The organism is Amycolatopsis sp. PSD-21, assembly GCF_055561455.1.
The window spans coordinates 3,676,618-3,696,569 of record NZ_CM145712.1; the positions used below are offsets into that span (position 1 = coordinate 3,676,618).

Here is a 19,952-nt window from a genome sequence, read left to right on the forward strand (position 1 = left end):
CGTCGCGAATCCGCCAGACCGCGGTGCCCGCGTGGTGATGGGCTGAAGCACATGACCGCTTCGACCCTCGACACCTCCGCGCGGACCCCGCTGAAGGGATGGCTCGCCGTCCTCGCGGTGACGCTCGGGATCTTCTCCCTCGTCACCACGGAGATCCTGCCGATCGGCCTCCTGACCCCGATCGGCGCGGACTTCCGGATCACGCCGGGGACGGCGGGCCTGACCATGACCCTGCCGGGCTTCCTCGCCGCGCTCGCGGCCCCGGCCGTCACCGTCGCCGCCGGACGGCTGGATCGCCGGGTCCTGCTGTGCGCGCTGATGGTGGTGCTGGCCTCGGCCGACGTCCTCGCGGCGACCGCGCCGGCCTACTGGGCGATGCTGGTCTCGCGAGTGCTGGTCGGGCTGGTGATCGGCGCCTTCTGGGCGATCGGCTCCGGCCTCGCCGAGCGGCTCGTCGGCCCCCGGCAGGCGGGCAGGGCTACCGCGGTGATCTTCTCCGCGGTCCCGCTCGGCTCGGTTCTCGGGGTGCCGGCGGGAACGTTCCTCGGCGAGCTTTTCGGCTGGCGGGCGGCTTTCGCCGTGATGGCCGTCTTCACGGTCGGTGTCCTCGCCGTGCTGGCGCTCGCGTTACCTCCGCTGCCGTCGGCGGACGCGACCCGGCTCGGTGTCCTGCGCGGGATGACCCGCCAGCGGGCGACCCGGCTCGGCCTGCTCGTCACGGTGCTGGTCGTGCTCGCCCATTTCGGTACCTACACCTACGTCACGCCGCTCCTGCGCCAGGTGACGCAGGTGAGCCCGGAACTGATCACCGTCTTCCTATTCGTCTACGGCACCGCCGGGATCGCCGGCAACTTCGTCGCGGGCGCGGCGATCGCCCGTGACCTCCGGCTGACGTTCCTCGCCGCGGCGGGTCTGATCGGCGCCGTGACGTGCGCGTTGCCGTTTTTCGGCGACACGAAAGCGGGCGCGCTCGCGCTGCTGGTGGTGTGGGGTTTCGCCTACGGCGCCGTCCCCGTCTGCTCGGGAACGTGGTTCGCCAGAGCGGCTCCGCAGGCGCCCGAAGCGGCGTCGGTGCTGTTCACGTCGTCGTTCCAAGCGACGCTTTCCGCGGGCGCGCTGCTCGGCGGGCTGGTCGTCGACGCGGTCTCCGTCCCGGCCGTGATGGTCACCGGAGGCGTGGTCGCGCTGCTCGCGGCCGTCGTCCTCAGCCGAGCACGGTCAGTGTGACCAGCGCGGTGGTCCCGACCAGCAGGGTCGAGAGCAGGCCGAGCAGCAGGGCACGGCCGCCGGTGCGGACGAGTTTGCCGATCCGGACCGCGCAGCCCAGCCCGAACAGTGCCCCGGCCAGCAGCAGGGTGCAGGCGATCTTCGCGACGTCGAGCGCGAAACCCGGCACGATCCCGGTGCTGCGCAGGGCGGCCATGGCCAGGAAACCGAGCACGAACAGCGGGACCAGCGGCGGCCGCTTGCCGTCGGCGGGCCGGTGCCGTTCGTGCACGCCGACCGCGGCGACCATCGGGGCCAGCAGGACCACGCGGCTGAGCTTGATCACGATGGCGACCGCGATGGCGGCGCTTCCGGCGGGGGTGGCCGCGGCGACGACCTGCGCGACCTCGTGCACGCTGAGGCCCGCCCATTCGCCGATCCGGGCCGCGTCGAGCCGCAGCCAGCCGCCGATCAGCGGGACCGCGGCGATGGCGAGCCCGCCGTAGAAGGTGACCAGGGCGACCGCGGTCGCGACGTCCGAGTCCTCGCGTTTCACGACACCTTCCATGGCGGCGATGGCCGACGCGCCGCAGATCGAGAACCCGGTCGCGACCAGGATCCCGAGGCCGCGGGGGACGCCGAGGAGCCTGCCGAGACCGATCGTGCCGAGGAACGTGATCCCGACGGTGAGCACGACGGCGATCAGCGTCCCGGGGCCCAGCGCCAGGACGGCCGGGAGCGAGAGTTGCAGACCGAGCAGCACGACACCGGCGCGAAGCAGCTTCTTGGTGATTCCGGCGATGGCCTTCCGGGTCGCGTCGGACAGCGAAGGCAGCGAGCCGGCGACGATACCGAGCACGACGGCGATGGTGAGCGCGCTGATGACCGGGAAAGCGGTGCCGACCAGGTACGCGGCGGCCACTCCGGCGCCGGTGATCGCGAAGGCGGTCAGGTAGGGCTTCGTCGGTCTCGCGTGCGTGGTGCTCATGGTTCGAGCCTCGCCCTGATGGAGCGACCGCGGTAGCCGGGACTACGAGGGGTAGGTCATACACTTGGGCTATGACCGCACCCGATCTGGACTCCCTGCGCCTGCTGGTGCTCGTGGACGAGCTCGGCAGTATCGGGCAGGCCGCGGCCAGCCTCGGGATCGCGCAGCCGTCGGCGAGCAAACGACTGTCCACAGTCGAGCGAAGGCTGGGGCTGGTGCTGGTCGACCGTACGCGGCGCGGTTCCGCGCTCACCCCCGACGGCCGGGTCATCGCCGGCTGGGCGCACCGCGTCCTGTCCGAACTCGACGGTCTGCTCGACGGCGCCGAAGCCCTGCGCACCCAGCACGAGGCGCATCTGCGGGTCGCCGCGAGCATGACCTTGGCCGAGTATCTGGTGCCGGGCTGGATCGGCGAGCTCAAACGCGGCGACCCCGGGCTCTATCTCGGGCTGGAGGTCACCAACTCCGACCAGGCCGCCGAGCTGGCGCGGGAGGGCAAGGTCGACCTCGGGTTCGTCGAGTCGCCCGGTTCGCTGCCCGGCCTTTCGTCCCGGCGGGTGGCCACCGACCACCTGGTCCTCGTCGTGCCCGCGGGTCATCCGTGGACGCGCAAGCGCCGGCCCGTGACCGCGGCCGAACTGGCGATCACGCCGCTCGTGGTCCGCGAACCGGGTTCCGGGACCAGGGAGACCGTGGACGCCGCGTTGCGCAAGGCCGGTGTCGGCCCGGCGAAACCGTTGCTGGAACTGGGGTCCGCCTCCGCGGTCGGCAACGCCGTGATCGCGGGCGCCGGTCCGGCGGTGATCAGTGAACTCGCCATCGTCCGGGACGTCGCCGAAGGCAGGCTCGTCCCGGTCCCGGTGGACGGCGTCGATTTCGGCCGGGAACTGCGCGCGGTGTGGCCCGCCGGGCGGCGGCTCGCCGGTCCGGCCGCGGAACTGCTGAGCATCGCGGTCCGGAATGCGAAAGCCCGCTGAGTCCTTTCACGTTCTCTTCGCGTGATACCGAATCCGTCATCGGCGTGCTACCGACGATAGGACGAATCGCCGTCGATTTCCGGAAATAGGTACGGACCACCATTCCCGGTGGTCCGATGAAAGCGGAATGGTGGACTCCGGGTAACAGCTCCGGATGGCGTATCGGCCGTTCTTCGTTGCCACTGTGGGAAAACCGGGTCGCACGGAGGCCTCCGGTGTATCCGGAACGCTAAATTTCCGCGACGTTCTTCGCGTTTCGCAGGTCGGCGTTCCGCCATCCGGTTCCTGTGACCGGAAACCCTACTGTCGAGTATTGACGTAAGGCCTCGCCTGCGTTTAAGTACGCCCGGTGACCAAGTCACTCTTCCGTGTGCCGGAGGCTTCCCGTGGGTAAGTCGTTTCCCGGCGCCGATGCCTCGACGCTGACCGGTACGGCGGACTGGTCCTCACCCGGCTCGTCGTTGCCGTGCTCGGCGACCGTCCATACCGGACGGTCAGGCTCGAAGGCGGCGGCCGTACCGGCCCGTGCGTGGACGCGCTGTCCTCGCGACCGCCGAAGAAGGCGGGCTGGACCGGCGACGGTCACCTCGTCCGCACCCCGCACCCACCCCAGCGAATCCCCACGGAGGCGATCGTGACTTCCCGGCCCGGCACCGACGGCGGTGAGGCGCTCATCTCGGAGTTCCTCCGCACCGGCCGCGAGATGATCGCCGCGCAACGGGACGTCCTGCTCGGCTACCTCGGCGCCGGTCCCGGCGTCCGGCCACCCGCGCCCGTCGCCCCTCCCGAGCCGGATCTCGCCCTGGAAGCCGACTCGATCGAACGGGCCGAGGAGTCCGGCGCCGTCGTGGCGCCGCCGAAGCGCTACCTGATGCGGGAATTCGACCTCGCCGACGCCGTCCCCGTCGACGAGGAACTGGCCGGGCTCCGTTTCGCCGTCGTCGGCGAAGGTCAGGTCGCCGAGATGCTCACCGCCCGGCTCGCCGGGTACGGCGCCGAAACCGAGCTGGTCCAGGCCGTGCCGCGGCATGGCGCGGACGGCGTGTTCCACCTGTCCCCGTCGTTCCCCGACGACTTCGCGCTCTATCAGGCGGTTCTGGCGGGCGGGCCGCGCTGGCTCATCGCGAACGGGCCCGCCGACGGTGCCCGCGGCTTCTTCCGGACGGTGGCGAAGGAGTACCCGGACACGGTCGCCCGGGTGGTGGAGCAGCATCCGGAATCCACTGTGGACGAACAGGTGGAGACCCTGCTCGCGGAGTTGTCGGCCGGGGACTGGGAGCCGGTCGTCGTCCGCCGCGACGGCGCGCGGCGCGGCCTGCGGCTGACGGAGGAAGGCCTCGGCAGCACGGGCGCGGCGGGTGACGGGACGGCGGAAGCCGAGGCGCTGGGCCTGGACGCCGATTCGGTCGTCCTCCTCGTCGGCGGCGCCAACGGCATCACCGCCCGGCTGGCCACCACACTCGCCTCGGCGTCGCGCTGTCACCTCGAACTGTTCGGCCGCACCGCCGTGCCCATCGACGGTGAGGAACCGGTGATCGCCACCGCCACGACGACGGAAGACCTGCGGGCGGCCCTGATCGGTAGCGGGCTGACCGAACCGGCCGAGATCGAGCGGACACTCCGGCTCATCGAGGCCGAACGCGAGGTCCGCGGGACGCTGCGGCGGATCGGCGATCTCGGCAGCCCGGTGCGCTACCACTCGGTGGACGTCCTCGACGCGGAAGTCGTGCACCGCGCGGTCAAGGAGATCCACGCCGAACACGGACGGCTCGACGGCATCGTCTACGCGGCGGGCGTCGTCGAGGACGAGCTGATCGCGGAGAAGGACCCGGCGTCGTTCGACCGCGTCTTCGCCGCCAAGGTCGAAGGGGCGAGCACCTTGCTCGCGGCGGTGGGTGAGCTGCCGGAGCCGCCGAAGTTCGCCGTCCTGTTCGGCAGTGTCGCCGCGGCATTGGGGACCCGGGGTCAGGCCGACTATGCGGCCGCGAACGACGCGCTGGAGGCGCTGGGGCACCGTTGGTCCACTGTGTACGGACGGCGCGGGCTCACCGTCCACTGGGGACCGTGGGCGGCCACCGGCCGGCGCGGGATCGACCCCGGGGAAGGCACGTTGAGCCTGCTGCGCGAACTGGCGTGGGGCGACAAGGGCCTCACGGCCGTCACCTACACCGCGTCGGGGTGGTGACCGGTGTCCGAGGTCTCCGAGCCCGAACGGGTCCTGCGGCTCTCGGCGCCGACCGTCGCCGAGATGGGCTGCCTGCTCGATCACGACGACGTCCTGGCCGAGAGCGACACCGGCCGCGGCCGGGTCCGGCTCGGTCTCGTCGACCCGACGCCCAAACGGCTGAACCTGGCCAGGAAGGTGGTCGCGAAGGGCAGACCCTGGCGCGGGCGCAACGATCTCTGGTTCGTTCCGGAACCGCTGCTCGGCGCGGGCGGCGGTAAGCTCGCGTTCGTCTTCCCCGGGCTGGAGAACGAGTTCGAGCCGCACGCCGAGGACGTCGCCCGGCATTTCGGCATCGACGCCGGCAGGCACGGTAAGGGCGTGTTCCAGCTGGGCAGGCTTCTCGACGAGGCGCTACGCGGCCTGCGCGTGACCCCGGACGCGCTCGCCGGGCACAGCCTGGGGGAGTGGACCGCCATGGCCGTCGCCGGGATCCACTCCGGCGCGGAGGCCGACTCGTTCCTGGCGGGCTTCGATCCCGGCGCGCTCAAGGTGCCAGGGCTGGCCTTCGCGGTGATCGGCGCTTCGTCGTCGGCGGTTCTCGAAGTCCTCGAAGGACAGTCCGAAGTGGTCCTTTCGCACGACGACGCGCCGAACCAGTCGCTGATCTGCGGGCCGGCGGAGGCCGTCGGGGAATTCGTGTGCGAATTCCGCGCCGACGGCGTGATCTCGCAGGTGCTGCCGTGCCGGCCCGGTTTCCACACCCCGATGATCGAGCCGTATCTCGGCCCGATCCGCGAGGCGGCCGAGCGCTGTACGTCGCACCCGGCGAAACCTCCCGTCTGGTCGGCCACGACAGGGCGGCACTACCCGTCCTCGGACGCCGAAGTGCGGGAACTGTTCGTGCGGCATCTGCTGGAGCCGGTACGGTTCCGTGCCCTCGTCGAGAACATGTACGCGGCGGGCTTCCGCGCGTTCGTGCAGACGGGCGCCGGACAGCTCGGATCGCTGATCGGGAACACCCTGCACGACCGCGAACATCTCGTCGTCGCCGCGCATTCCGCGCACCGGCCCGGGCTCCCGCAACTGCTGCGGGTGGTGACGGGGCTGTGGGCCGACGGTGCCGATCCGGCGTTCGAACTCCTGCCGGGCCAAGGCGGCGTGAAGCGCGGCAGGACGATCCGGTTGGATCTCGGCGGCGCGCTGGTGTCGCTCGACGAGCGTGTCCGGCGCGGCTTCCGGCCGCCGGGGGCCAATTCGTCCACTGTGGACCCGATCGGGCAACGGAACCCGCTGGCAGCCGGATTCTCCGGGTTGCCGGCCGACACCGCCGGCCTGGCGGCCGGACTGTTCGCCGCCAGGCCGGCGCCTCGGGCGCGGCCGTTGCGCACCGAACTCCGCGTCTCCGTCGAGACGATGCCGTATCTGCTCGACCACTGCTTCTTCAAGCAGCCGCCCGGCGCGGATCCCGCCGACTCGTGGCCGGTCGTGCCCGCCACGACGGTGATCGGGCACCTGGTGGACTTCGCCGGACAGGCCGCGCCGGGCAGGCGCGCGGTCGCGCTGGAGGAGGTCCGGCTGAACCAGTGGATCGCCGCGATCCCCGCGCTGGACGTCCCGGTGACCGTGGTGCCGCAAGGCGCTTCCCGGGTCGGTGTGTCCCTGGGCGACTACTCCAGGGCCGTCATCGACCTGGACGCCGGGTTCCCGGCCGATCCACCCGGGGCCTGGACCTTCCCGGCCGAGCGGGAACGGACCCCGGACCTGCGCGCCGAGCAGCTGTACACCGATCGCTGGATGTTCCACGGGCCGAGGTTCCAGGGCGTCGAGGAACTGGTCGCGGTGGGGGACCGGCACGTGCGCGGCGTGCTGCGGACCCCGGAGGCGCCGGGGGCGCTGCTGGACAACGCCGGGCAGCTGCTCGGGTACTGGATCATGTCGCGGCTGCCCGCCCGCACCACGGTGTTCCCGGTGGGGATGCGGCGGATCCGGTTCTACGGCGAGCATCCGTTACCCGGCGACCGGGTCGACTGCGTCGTCCACGTCGTGTCGGTGACCGACGCGGAACTCGAAGCCGACGTCCAGCTGATCCGCGGCGGCGGCCGGGTCTGGGCCGAGATCGAGGGCTGGCGCGATCGCCGCTTCGACAGCAATCCGGTGATCCGGGCGATGGACCGGCGGCCCGAACGCGCCACGCTGTCGGAAGAACGGCCCGGCGGCTGGGCGCTGGTCCGCGAGCAGTGGCCGGATCTGGCGACGCGCGAGCTGATCATGCGGAACGTGCTGGCCGGTGAGGAAAGACAGGCCTACGCCGACCAGCCGCCGCCCCGGAGACGGGGCTGGCTGCTCGGCCGCATCGCGGCGAAGGACGCCGTCCGCCGTCTCTTGTGGACGGACGGTGCGGGCGACATCTTCCCCGCCGAGCTCCGTGTCGGCAACGACTCCTCGGGAGCGCCGGAAGTTTCGGGCGCCTACGGAAGGACGCTGCCCGAGCTCACCGTCTCGATCGCCCACCAGGACGCGCTCGGCGTCGCCATCGCCCGCCGAGGGCCGTGCGGGATCGACGTCGAAGCCGTCGAAGACCGGCCCGAGAGCACGGTCGCCGCCGCCCTCGGTGTGGCGGAACGTGCCCTGCTCGGCGAACCGGAAGCCTTGTGGTTCACCAGATTCCGGGCCGCGAAGGAGGCCGTCGCGAAACGGCTCCGCACCGGCCCGCACGGTTTCACCGTCGTCGGCGTGGACGACGGGCGGCTCACCGTCGCGGTGAACGGTACCCGGTATCCGGTGTGGCACACCACGATCACCACCCCGGCGAAGGATTACGTCGTGGCTTGGACGGAGAACGATGACCACTGAACACCCGTGCGAAACGGCGGCCTGAGTGGGCAGATTCCTCTTCGTCACGCCGCCGCTGACCGGGCACGTGAACCCCGCGGCCGGGGTCACGGCCGCCCTCACCGCGCGCGGCCACCAGGTCGCCTGGGCGGGACGGCCGGAGATCATCCGGCGGCTCGCCGGCGACGGCGCCCACGTGTTCCCGTGCGCCGTCCCGCGCCGCCCGCCCGAACGCGACGCGAACCTGAAGGCACTGGCGGCGTACCGGCTCCGATGGGAGGAGGTCCTGATCCCGCTGGCCGAGGCGATGGCGCCCGGCGTCCGCGCCGCGATCGGCCGGTTCCGCCCGCAGGTCGTGGTCGCCGACCGGCAGGCCGTCGCGGGCGGCCTCGTCGCCGACGGGCTCGGCCTGCCGTGGGTCACCTCCGCGACGACGTCCGCGGAACTCGTCGATCCCCTGGCCGGGATGCCGAAGGCGGCGGCCCGGCTCGACGGGTTGCTCGACGCGCTGCGCACGCGGATCGACGGCGGCCCCGCCGACCCGAGGATGTCCCCGCACGGCGTGCTCGCCTTCACCACCCGCGAACTGCTCGGCCCGGCCACGCTGCCGCACCAGGTCCGGCTGGTCGGCCCGGCCATCGGTGGCCGAGCGCCCACCTGCGACTTCCCATGGGACCGGCTCGACCCGGCGGTGCCGACCGTGTTCGTCACCCTGGGGACCACCGACGCCGGCACCGCGGGTGACTTCCTCCGCGCGGCGGCACGCGGGCTCTCCCGGATCGGCGGGATCCGGACCGTCGTCGCCGACCCCGGCGGCGCCGTGGGGCCGGTGGGGGACAAGGTGCTCGTGGTGCCCCACGTGCCCCAGATGGCTCTTCTGGCACACGTGGACGCCGTCGTCTGCCACGGCGGGCACGACACCGTCTGTGAAAGCCTGTGGCACGGGGTGCCGCTCGTGGTCGCGCCGATCCGGGACGACCAGCCGATCGTCGCCGGGCAGGTCGTCGACGCGGGCGCCGGCGTCCGGCTGCGGTCCGGCCGCGCGAAACCGGACCGGATCGCGGCCGCAGTGACCAGGGTGCTGGACGATCCGGGGTACCGGTCGGCCGCGGAAGAGGTGGGTGCCTCGTTCCGTTCGGCGGGCGGGGCCGCCGCCGCGGCGGATCACCTGGAGACGCTACTCGGCTAGCCTCTTGAAAAGCCCGCGTGTAGGGACTCTCCTGGAGGGGTACCAGCCTTCAGAAGGTGCGTCCTCGTGCTGGGAGTCGCCATGACCGCGGTGAAGACCTCGCCCCGCCCGGAGGCCGTCCGTTTCGGCGGGCGGCGCCGGGCGCCCAAGGGCAGCGTGTTCCTCAACGTCGTCCGCACCACCGACCATAAGACGATCGGTGTGCTCTACCTGAGCACCTCGTTCGCGTTCTTCCTCATCGGCGGGTTCATGGCGCTGCTGATGCGCGGTGAACTGGGCAGGCCGGGGATGCAGTTCCTCTCGCAGGAGCAGTACAACCAGCTGTTCACCATGCACGGCCTCATCATGCTGCTGCTGTACGCGACACCGAACCTCTTCGCCTTCGCCAACTACATCCTGCCGCTGCAGATCGGGTCACCGGACGTGGCCTTCCCGCGGCTGAACGCGTTCTCCTACTGGCTGTATCTCTTCGGCGGGCTGATGACGCTCAGCGCGTTCCTCACGCCGAGCGGGGCGCCCGACTTCGGGTGGACGATGTACACGCCGCTGTCCAACGCCGCGCACACCCCGGGCGTCGGCGCCGACCTGGTGATCATGGGCCTGATCGTCTCCGGGCTCGGGACGATCCTCGGCGCGGTCAACATGGTCACCACGATCCTCTGCCTGCGCGCGCCAGGGATGACCATGTGGCGGTTGCCGCTGTTCACCTGGAACATCCTGTTCACCACGATCCTGATCCTGGCGGTCTTCCCGATCCTCACCGCGGCCCTGTTCGGGCTGATGGCCGACCGGCGCCTCGGCGCGCACGTGTTCGATCCGGCCAACGGCGGGGCGATCCTGTTCCAGCACCTGTTCTGGTTCTTCGGCCATCCCGAGGTGTACATCGTCGCGTTGCCGTATTTCGGCATCATCACCGAGATCGTCCCGGTGTTCAGCCGGAAACCGCTCTTCGGCTACAAGCTCATGGTGTTCGCGACGATCGCGATCACCGCGCTGTCCTTCGCCGTGTGGGCGCACCACATGTTCGCCACCGGCGCGGTGCTGTTGCCGTTCTTCTCCATCATGACCTTCCTCATCGCGGTGCCGACCGGGATCAAGTTCTTCAACTGGATCGGCACCATGTGGAAGGGACAGCTCACCTTCGAGTCGCCGATGCTGTGGTCGATCGGGTTCATGGTGACATTCCTGCTCGGCGGGCTGACCGGGATCATCCTGGCCGCGCCGCCGCTGGACTTCCACATCCACGACAGCTATTTCGTGGTGGCGCACTTCCACTACGTGCTGTTCGGCACCATCGTGTTCGCCACCTTCGCCGGGATCTACTTCTGGTTCCCCAAGATGACCGGGCGGATGCTCGACGAGCGGCTCGCGAAGCTCCATTTCTGGACCACGTTCATCGGCTTCCACACGACGTTCCTCGTGCAGCACTGGCTCGGCAACGAAGGAATGCCGCGCCGCTACGCCGACTACCTGAGCACCGACGGTTTCACCTTGCTGCACACGATCTCCACGATCGGCTCCTTCCTGCTCGGCGCTTCGGTGCTGCCGTTCCTGTGGAACGTCGTCCGCAGCTACCGGTTCGGGGAGGTCGTCGAAGTGGACGACCCGTGGGGACATGGGAATTCCCTGGAATGGGCGACGACCTGTCCGCCACCCCGGCACAACTTCCTCGATCTCCCGAGGATCCGGTCCGAACGCCCGGCGTTCGAACTCCACTACCCCCACATGATCCCCAGGCTGCGCGCCGAGGGGCATACGACCCCGTTCCAGCGCCGTGACCAGGCCACCCCGTCGGAAGTGGTGGCGGACAAGGCATTGAAGGACGACGACACCGCCTGACCCGAGGGAATGAGGTACCGCGCATGATCCCCATGGATGTCGAAGGGATGGCAGTCCTGGCCCCGGAAGCGGCACCGGTGATGTTGCTGCGGGAGCGGGAGGGCGAACGCCGCTGGCTGGCGATCACGATCGGCGGCCCCGAAGCGAGCGCGGTGGCGCTCGCGCAGGAGCAGATCCGGCTGCCGCGCCCGGGCACGATCGAACTGATCGGCCAGGTGGTCGAGTCGTTCGGGCACCGGGTCACCGGGGTGCAGGTCACCGCGCTGCGGGACGGCATCTTCTTCGCCGACCTGGTGCTCGATTCCGGTATCCGCGTCTCGGCGCGGCCGAGCGACGCGGTCGCCATCGGCTTGCGCGCCGGCGTCGGCATCGAGGTGGCCGACGCGGTACTGGAGGTCGCTTCCGTGCGGGTAGAGATCGTCGGTTCCGGGCCGGACGCGGAACTGCCCGCGGTGCCGTCGGATCCGGTCGCGCAGGAACGGGCGGTCGAGGAGTTCCGGGAGGCGCTGGACAAGATCGCGCCGGAGGACTTCGGGGACCTGCCGCCCGATCCACCGCGCTAGCCTGCCCCGGATGTCAGGAAAGGGCCGTTCAGGACACTTTTCGTCCTGAACGGCCCTTTCCTGACATTCCGGAGGGGCGGCCGCTACTGCTTCGCCAAGCCCTGCTCGATCGCCTCGATGATGCGCGGCCGCATCTCGGCGGCGCTGATGATCGCGTCCACCGAACCGACCTTCACCGCCCGCTCGATGCTGTGCACGCCGTCGAACTCGGCCGCGACCGCGCCCAGCTTCTCCGACCGCACCGACGACTGGAGTTCCGCCAGTTCCGCCGCCAGCGCGGCGCGTTCGGCACCGGTCGCCCCGCTGAGCTTCTCGTTGAGCGACCGCACCCGCGGATCCGCCGCCGTCCGCGCGTTGACCTCACCCGCGAACACGACCGCCGCGGCGGGCGCGCCGCCGAGCACCGAGGCGAACGAGCCTTCCAGCGCCAGCACCGTCATGTTCGGGTTCAGCGCCTTCGAGAAGACCACGAACGCGCCGCCGTGGTACCGCGAGATCACGGTGAACACGATCGGGCCCTCGAAGTTGACGATCGCCCTGCCGATCTCCGCGCCGTACTCCAGCTGGAGCTTCCGCATCGACTCCGGCGAACCGTCGAAGCCGGACAGGTTCGCGAGCACCACCAGCGGCCGGTTGCCGCTGGCCGCGTTGATCGCCCGTGCCGCCTTCTTCGACGACCGCGGGAACAGCGTGCCCGCGGTGTAGGTGTCCGGGCCGTCGGTGGGCGGGAAGCCGCGGCGCGGCACCGAACGCGACTCGATCCCGAGCAGGCAGACCGGCCGCCCGCCGAGGTGCACGTCCTGCACGGCCGCGGTCTCCGCGTCCGCCATACCCGGCCAGCGCTCCAGCACCGGGTGGTCCTGGTCCGACAGCGCGCGCATCACGGTGCGGATGTCGAACGGCTTCTTGCGGTCCGGGTTGGCCTCTCGCGAAAAGATCTGGCCAACCGTGGTGAAGTCGCTGTCGACGGCCGCGTGCGGGAACGACGAGATGTCCCGGTCGATCGGGTCGTTCGTGACCGCCTTGCGGGGGCCGGGCTCGCCCGGCGCCACGTAGGTGTGGTCGTAGTGCGACATCAGCACGTCACGCGCGGCGGCGAGGTTCGGCGCCCAGTACTGCGCCTGGCCGTTCGGGCCCATCACGCGGTCGTAGCCGCCGATGCCGAAGTTGTCCTCCGCCGAGACGCCACCGGAGAAGTCGAGCGACTGCTTGCCGGTCAGCACCATCGCGGAATCCGGCGTCATCACCAGGATTCCCTTGGTGTGCATGAGCATCGTCGCTTCGGCGTTCCAGTACGGCTGGGCGCCGACGTTGATCCCGGCGACGACGATGTTGATCTCGCCGCCGTTCTGGGTGAAGTGCACGATCCGCTTCAGGGCGGCCGCGACCCAGTCCATGTTCTCGGTACCGGACTCCATCGAGATCCGGGCACCCGCCGAGAGCGCGTACCACTCCAGCGGGACCCGCAGCCGCTCGGCGAGGTCCAGCGCCGCGATCACCCGGGAGCATTCCGGCTCCGAGAGCGCGCCGAGCGCCTTCGTCGGGTCGCCGAGCAGCACGACGCGCTTGACACCCTCCGGGTGCCGTTCGGTCGGCGTGGTGACCACGCCGGCGACGATCGCCGCCTTGTTGCGGCCCTTCTTCCGGTCGACCGGGACGAGGGTGTTCGTGTCGTCCATGTCGTACTCGGTGAACGAGCCGAGCATCTCGGTCAGCTCGTACGGGTACACCGTGTCGCGGCGACGGGCGCGCAGGACGTTCTGGCGGTAGTCGTCGAGCGGCAGGATCGGCTCGGTGGTGGGCTCGGACAGCGACATCTGCACGCCGCCGCTGACGTCGTAACCGATCCGCACGGCGACCTCTTTGACCTCACCGGTCGCGCGGTCACGCTGCCTGCCGAGGAACTGGACCTCTTCGAGGCCCGCGCCCGCCGTGGACGGCTGCACACGCTGGGCGACGGTGTCCAGCTCCTCGCCGGTGAGCTCGCTGGTCGGCCACACGTACAGCATGATCCGGTTGGTGTCGAAGCGTTTCCGCGGCGGAAGCTTCGCCTGCACCTCGCGGATCGCGTCGAGGCAGCCCGCCAGCGTCCCTTCGACCGCGGGCAGGGCCAGCAGCTTGCCGTCGTTGTCCCGCAACGGGGTCAGGTCGCGGACCTGGGCGAGCGCGACCAGCCGCTGGTCCGACGGGTTCATCGGCGAGACGCACTTGAACAGGTAGACGTCCTCGTCGCCCGACGGCAGCCGGGTGAGGTCGAAGTTCGCCAGGCGCTGCAACTGCATCCGCTGGGCGATCAGCGGGTGGAGGCCGCGGATCAGCCGCTCTTCGCTGAACCCGGTCGAGGACGGGCGGAAGGTGAAGTGGTGGTGCATCACCGCGCCGCCGTGCCCGGCGACGGTGGTGGTGATCCGCCGGATACGGCTCGGCAGCGACTCGGCCGTGAGGACCTCGCGCAGCCCGGCCGCCATCGTGTCGTCGTCGGCGGACTCGTCGTCCCAGGTCAGGTAGAGGTCCGCCTCGACGTCGGTGTCGGCGGGCAGCTTCGCGGCGAGATCGGCGACCGCCTTGATCGCCCCGGGGAGCCCGGCGCGGTCGACGGCGGTGGTGGCCATGTGGAACCGCTCGTCGTCGTCGGTGTAGTCACCGGTGACGAAGGTGCAGCCGCCGACGGTGACCTGCTGGACACCGGTGAGCGCGCGGTTGCCGTAGTAGCGGCGGCTCAGCACTTCCAGCAGCGGGGTGTGATCGGTGCCGGGGCGGCCGATCCGCTGCCCGAGCAGGCGGACCAGCGGCTGCGCGCTGGCCAGCATGCTCGCGATCCGCTCGGCGCGGTCCGGCGAATCCGGGTGCAGGTCGAGGTGCCGCAGATGCTTGCGGACCTCGCTGTACACCTCGGCGCGGGTGCGGCGGAGCAGCGGCTGGGCGAACCAGCGGAACACGACGCTGCGCGCCAGGTCGCCGACCACCGGGAACCGGAGCTGCGTGGCGGCGATGAGCGCCTCCAGCGCCTTGCCCGCCGGCTCGCGCATCGACTCGAACGGCTGCGGCTCGGTGAGCCACTGCCGCAGCAGCGCGGTGACGACCGCGACGTCGGACGAGGTCCGCTGCTGGGCGAGGAAGATGCGGAAGACCGCCTCTTCCAGTTCCGGCGTGCGCTCCAGGTCTTCGATGCCGTAGTGCGACAGCACCTTCTTGAGCTTGTTCTGGAACGACTCCGACAGCCCGGCACGCTCGACGTCGAGGCTCTGCAGATAGGTGTGGAAGAACTCGCGGGAGCTGTGCACCCGGGTGTCGGTCTTGGTGTCTTCGCGCGCCGGCTTGTTGCGCATCAGCTCGGAGAGGTCCGCGAACACGGTCAGCAGCTCGACCTCGCCCTCCAGCGGGCGGTCGCCGTTGCCCTCCAGCTCGGCGCGGGCGGCGAGGTACGTGCTGAGCGTGCGGCGCTCGTCGTGCGGGTCCACGTCGAAGCCGAGCAGAAGACTGCGCAGATCCTGCTGGCCGCGGGTGACCCGCTGCGCGGCCGAGGTGTCGTCCGGTTCCGCGGGCAGTTCGATCTCGACACTGCCGGTGTCTTCGGCGACCTCGGCGCCTTCCTCCGCCAGCGGCTCGAGCCGCAGCAGGGGAGCGCCGGTCTCGACCTGGCTGCCGACCGAGACGACGCACTCGCGCAGCTTCGCGCGGAACGGTGCACGGAGCACCGTCTCCATCTTCATGCTTTCCAGCACCAGCACGGGCGCGCCTGCTTCGACCTCCGCGCCTACCTCCAGCGGGGTCGCGACGACGAGCGCGGGCGCCGGCGAGCGGACGACGCCGCCCTCGTCCCGGCTGATCCGGTGGGTGACGCCGTCGACCTCGACCAGGTGGATCGGCCCGTGCGTGCCGGTGACCAGGCGGAACCGGGTGCCGTTGACGGTGATCTGGCCGGTGTGCTCGTCGAACCGGTCGACCTCGACGTCGGCGGGGTGGATTTCGCCGCCGCCCGCCGAGACACCGACGCGGAACCGGCGGTGGCCGATCCTGGCGACGCTCACGCGGTACGCGGCGCCGCGCAGTTTGAGGTCCAGCGGACGGCCGCTCTCGTGCTGGACCTGCGGGCGGCCGCCGTGCGCGGTGGAGAGAAGCCGTTGGCGTTCGACGGCTTCCTCGTCCTCGTACGCCTCGATCGCGGCGGCGGCGAGCGCGATCGCCGAGTGGCGGTGCGTGACGAGCTTGCCTTCGCCGCGGACGCGGTCGATCCAGCCGGTGTCGGCGCTGCCGTCGATCACCTCGGGCTGGTCGAGCAGGTCGAGGACGAAGCTCTTGTTGGTCGCGCCGCCCTCGATGATGACCGTGGTCTGGGCCATCGCGCGGCGCAGACGGCCGAGCGCCTCGTCGCGGTCGCGGCCGTAGGCGATGATCTTCGCGATCATCGAGTCGAAGTCGGCGGGGATCGTGTCGCCCTCGCTGACTCCCGTGTCGACCCGGATACCGGGGCCGGCGGGCAGGTCCAGGCGCGCGATGCGGCCGGGCGACGGCGCGAAATCGCGGTCCGGGTCCTCGGCGTTGAGGCGCGCCTCGACGGCGTGCCCGAATTCGGCGGGCTGGACGCCTTCGAGCTTGCCGCCGGAAGCGACGTGCAGCTGGGCCTTGACCAGGTCCATGCCGGTGGTCAGCTCGGTGATCGGGTGCTCGACCTGAAGGCGGGTGTTGACCTCGAGGAACGCGAACAGCTTGTCGCCGGGGTGGTAGAGGAACTCGACCGTGCCGGCGCCGCGGTAGCCGACCGCGAGCGCGAGCCGCTCGGCGGACCGCTTCAGCTCGTCGGCCTGCTCGGGTGCCAGCACCGGGGAGGCGGACTCCTCGATGATCTTCTGGTTGCGGCGCTGCACCGAACAGTCGCGGACGCCGAGCGCCCACGCGGTGCCCTGGCCGTCGGCGATGACCTGGACCTCGACGTGCCGGGCGCCGGTGACCAGGCGCTCCAGGAAGACGACGCCGCTGCCGAAGGCGCGCTCGGCCTCCAGGCTGGTGCGCTCGTAGGCGTCCTCGAGTTCGTCGGCGGAGGTGATGACGCGGATACCGCGGCCACCGCCGCCCGCGGTCGCCTTGAGCATCAGCGGGTAGCCGATCTCGTCGGCGGCCTTGATGGCGGCGTCGAGGTCCGCGACGGCGCCGCGGCTCCACGGGGCGACCGGGACGCCGACCTCCTCGGCGATCAGCTTCGCGCCGATCTTGTCGCCGAGCTTGCGCATGGCGTCCGCGCTCGGGCCGATGAAGGTGACGCCCAGCCGCTCACACAGCTCGGCGAAGGCCGGATCCTCGGCCACGAACCCCCAGCCGACCCAGGCCGCGTCGGTCCCGGTCTCGGTCAACGCCCGCTCCAGCACGGCGAAATCCAGATACGGACGCGCCGACGCGGGGCCGAGGTTGTAGCTGATGTCGGCTTCCCGCACGAACGTCGCCGACCGGTCCGCGTCCGTGAAGAGCGCGACGGTCTCGATCCGCCGTCCGGTCTCCGCCGAGAGCTCGCGGACGGCGTGGATGAGCCGCATCGCGGCTTCTCCGCGGTTGACGATGGCGACACGACTGAACACCGACTGAGCCTCCCAAGTGCGCGACACCGCCCCGCCGGATCACGCGCGGGGCAGTCTTCTGTTCCTGCCAACAGCCTGCCTCTTACCGGCCGGTACGAGAATGTCGTCGGTGGCGCATGCCGAGGGCCGGGTGTTGTAGGAACCCGCCAAAAAGTGTCCTGGAACACCTAGTAGAGGGGGCTGATGACGTGATGAAGTGGACAACTGGGGGTCGGGCTTGGTAGCCGGGTCGGCGAGGTGTCATCCGGTGTTCACGCCGGTTTCATCGGGGATGTTCCGGTGGGTCGTGGCTGGGCTTTGGGGTCGGTTTCGGTGAGCGGGGTGCCGGGGTTGGCTCTTGGGGGCGCTTGGTCGGGGTGTGGCGGCGTTGGTGAGCTTCTGGGGTGCGGTGCTCGGGGGCGTGGTCGCCTTTCGGCGACGGGCTGAGGCTGGCTGTGTGGGGTGAGACGTCATCGAGTGGTGCTTCGGTCTTTGGCCGGATTCTGGCAATGGTTTTCAGACCGTGGCCGTTTTTCGGCGACGGAAGCTGCTGTATCGCGGGCACAGCCACAGGCTGCGAGACGTCACCGTATGGTGCACCGACTCTGGCCCTGTCGCCGGATTCCGGCGATGGTCCCAAGACTGGGCGACGTGGTCGTTTTCCGGCGACGGTCTCAGGACGCGGACGATAGCCATATTGCGGGCGTAGCCATGGGGCGCCATTACGTGGTGTGCGCGATCTTTGGTTCCGTGGCCGGATTCTGGCAATGATCCCAGGGCTGGGCGGCGTGGTTGGTTTTCGGCAGCATGTACCGCGGGTACAGCCACAGGCGGCGAGACGTCACCGCGTGGTGTATCGACTCTGGCTCTGTCGCCGGATTCCGGCAACGATCCCAACCCGGGCAACGTGGTCGTTTTCTGGCGACGGCCTGAGGGGCGCGGACGATAGCCATATTGCGGGCGTAGCAAATGAGACGCCATCACGTGGTGCGCCGCCTCTGGTTCCGTGGCCGGATTCCGGCAATGGTCCCAGGCCTGGTCACGCGGCAAGGGGCGGCGGACGCTAGCTGTACAACGGGCGCGCCCACAAGCCGCGAGAGGCCATCACAGGGTGCACCGTCCTTGGCTCTGTCGCCGAATTCCGGCAACGAAACCAAACCTCGGCACCGTGGCCGTTTTTCGGCGACGGCCCGAGACCGGCGTCGATTGCACAACTCGTGGTGGCGAACGTTAGCCGGATCGCAGTCGCGAGGCGCTAGCGCCCGGCACACCGTCCCTGGCTTCGTGGCCGGATTCCGGCAACGAAATCAGCCCCGGGCAACCGTGGCCGTTTTCCGGCGAGGGTTCAGAACGGTGGTTCCTCGGCACGAGGTTCGTGCAGTGGCGGCGGTGTGCTGTCGTACCTCTGTCCGGTGGGTGTGGTGATGGTGAGGGTGCCGTCGGCGTCGAGTCGGTAGACCCAGCCAGGTTCATCCTTCAACCGGTGGTCCCGGCGGCACAGATCGATCAGCTCGGTATGGCTGGTGTGGCCGCCGTGCTGCCACGGCACCGCATGGTCAAGATCGCAAGCCTGAGCGACGCGGTGGCAGCCGGGTCTTCGGCATTCCCGGTCCCGCACCCGCACGAACTCCCCCAACCCCGCGGTGGGCCGATACCGGTCACGACCCAGATCCAGCACCTGCCCGGAGAGGGGGTCGGTGACGATCCGCCGCAGGACGGTATCGGGCCCGGTGGCGATGTGCCGGGCCAGGGCAGCCGGAATATGCCCGTGCCCGGCGAGCTCGGCGGGATCATCGTTCAGCCCGAGATAGGTGTTCAAATCCATGTACAGGAACACCTCGGACCGTTCACTCCCACCCTGCCCACCCAGCAACAGATCAAGGGCCACATCCGCACGCAGCTGATCCAGAGTGCGAGTCTCCCCACCGGTCTTGAGAGCCCGTGCTTCACGATCGATCCGGGTGTAGGCAGCGGCGACCTTCTCCACCGGCCCGTCCTCGACCTCGATCGACGCCACCCCAGCCTCGCCGTGGCGGATCGACAACCGGCGCCCGGCACGATGCCGCTCCGCACGCCGGGCGGCGCCCTCGCGGTCGGCCATCATCGCCGCGTGATTCGCCGCCTTCCGAACCTGCTCGGAATTCCGCCCCGGCAACCGATCCTCCAAGACCGCGTCCACCGCACGCGCATCGTCATCGGACAGCCACGCAGTCGCGGCAGCGACCTTCATCGCCCCATAGCCACCCACCTTGCCCCGATCCAGCAACCCCAGCGTGCACGGAAGCCGCGTGGTCAACGCCTCCGCCGTCGACACCAGCCCAGCCGCGTGACCGTCCACAACAGACAACCCCAGCGCAACCTCCTGCACCACACCGCCAGCACCGCCACGGTGACGACTCAACTGCGCCAACGCCCGGAACCGCACCGCCTCCAACCGCGCGATCCCCTCAGACGCAGCCACCGCAGCAGCAACAGCATCGCCGTCCTCCAACATATCCAACGCGCCATTGACCTCCTTCAAAACATCAGCCGACGTGATTTCCTTGAGTACCGCCACAATGGCGTTGCGTGTATCCACACACCGAAGCTACAACCGACCACCGACAAAACGACCAATTCCCTTACATAGCAACAGGTAT

10 protein-coding genes are annotated in these 19,952 nt (G+C 70.3%); 7 read left to right on the forward strand and 3 right to left on the reverse strand.

Annotation, left to right across the window (positions count from 1 at the left end):
• The first annotated feature begins 51 nt into the window (after window positions 1-51).
• Entirely contained in the window at window positions 52-1,227 is a 1,176-nt protein-coding gene (locus ACZ1DY_RS17430; RefSeq protein ID WP_465484965.1) for an MFS transporter, read from the forward strand.
• Here the strand turns inward: ACZ1DY_RS17430 and ACZ1DY_RS17435 are convergent.
• Window positions 1,205-2,194 carry a YeiH family protein gene (locus ACZ1DY_RS17435; RefSeq protein WP_257487596.1) on the reverse strand — a complete coding sequence of 330 codons (990 nt, stop codon included), beginning with the start codon at window positions 2,192-2,194 and terminating at the stop codon, window positions 1,205-1,207. The genes ACZ1DY_RS17430 and ACZ1DY_RS17435 overlap by 23 nt on opposite strands.
• Window positions 2,195-2,265: 71 nt before the next feature.
• Between ACZ1DY_RS17435 and ACZ1DY_RS17440 the strand changes: the two genes are divergently transcribed.
• The 6 genes from ACZ1DY_RS17440 (at window position 2,266) to ACZ1DY_RS17465 (ending at window position 11,761) form a co-directional block, all read left to right on the forward strand.
• Window positions 2,266-3,171, forward strand: a complete 906-nt coding sequence (locus tag ACZ1DY_RS17440; RefSeq protein ID WP_126735861.1) for a LysR family transcriptional regulator — start codon at window positions 2,266-2,268, stop codon at window positions 3,169-3,171.
• Between the two features lie 529 nt (window positions 3,172-3,700).
• Window positions 3,701-5,356 (forward strand): SDR family oxidoreductase, encoded by a 1,656-nt coding sequence (locus tag ACZ1DY_RS17445; RefSeq protein ID WP_465484966.1) that lies wholly within the window; start codon window positions 3,701-3,703, stop codon window positions 5,354-5,356.
• Between the two features lie 3 nt (window positions 5,357-5,359).
• Window positions 5,360-8,191, forward strand: a complete 2,832-nt coding sequence (locus tag ACZ1DY_RS17450; RefSeq protein ID WP_465484967.1) for an acyltransferase domain-containing protein — start codon at window positions 5,360-5,362, stop codon at window positions 8,189-8,191.
• Window positions 8,192-8,216: 25 nt separating this feature from the next.
• Window positions 8,217-9,359 (forward strand): glycosyltransferase, encoded by a 1,143-nt coding sequence (locus ACZ1DY_RS17455; RefSeq protein WP_465484968.1) that lies wholly within the window; start codon window positions 8,217-8,219, stop codon window positions 9,357-9,359.
• Between the two features lie 81 nt (window positions 9,360-9,440).
• Window positions 9,441-11,198, forward strand: a complete 1,758-nt coding sequence (ctaD, locus tag ACZ1DY_RS17460) for an aa3-type cytochrome oxidase subunit I (RefSeq protein WP_371878890.1) — start codon at window positions 9,441-9,443, stop codon at window positions 11,196-11,198.
• Between the two features lie 23 nt (window positions 11,199-11,221).
• A complete protein-coding gene (locus ACZ1DY_RS17465; RefSeq protein ID WP_257487591.1) occupies window positions 11,222-11,761 on the forward strand; it encodes a bifunctional nuclease family protein in 540 nt (179 codons plus the stop codon).
• Window positions 11,762-11,844: 83 nt separating this feature from the next.
• On the opposite strand, the gene ACZ1DY_RS17470 is transcribed toward ACZ1DY_RS17465, so the two are convergent.
• Window positions 11,845-17,334, reverse strand: a complete 5,490-nt coding sequence (locus ACZ1DY_RS17470; protein WP_465484969.1) for an ATP-binding protein — start codon at window positions 17,332-17,334, stop codon at window positions 11,845-11,847.
• A 1,324-nt stretch (window positions 17,335-18,658) separates the two neighbouring features.
• Window positions 18,659-19,807: an HNH endonuclease signature motif containing protein gene (locus ACZ1DY_RS17475; RefSeq protein WP_465485677.1), complete on the reverse strand. Its 1,149-nt coding sequence runs from the start codon at window positions 19,805-19,807 to the stop codon at window positions 18,659-18,661.
• Between the last annotated feature and the right edge of the window lie 145 nt (window positions 19,808-19,952).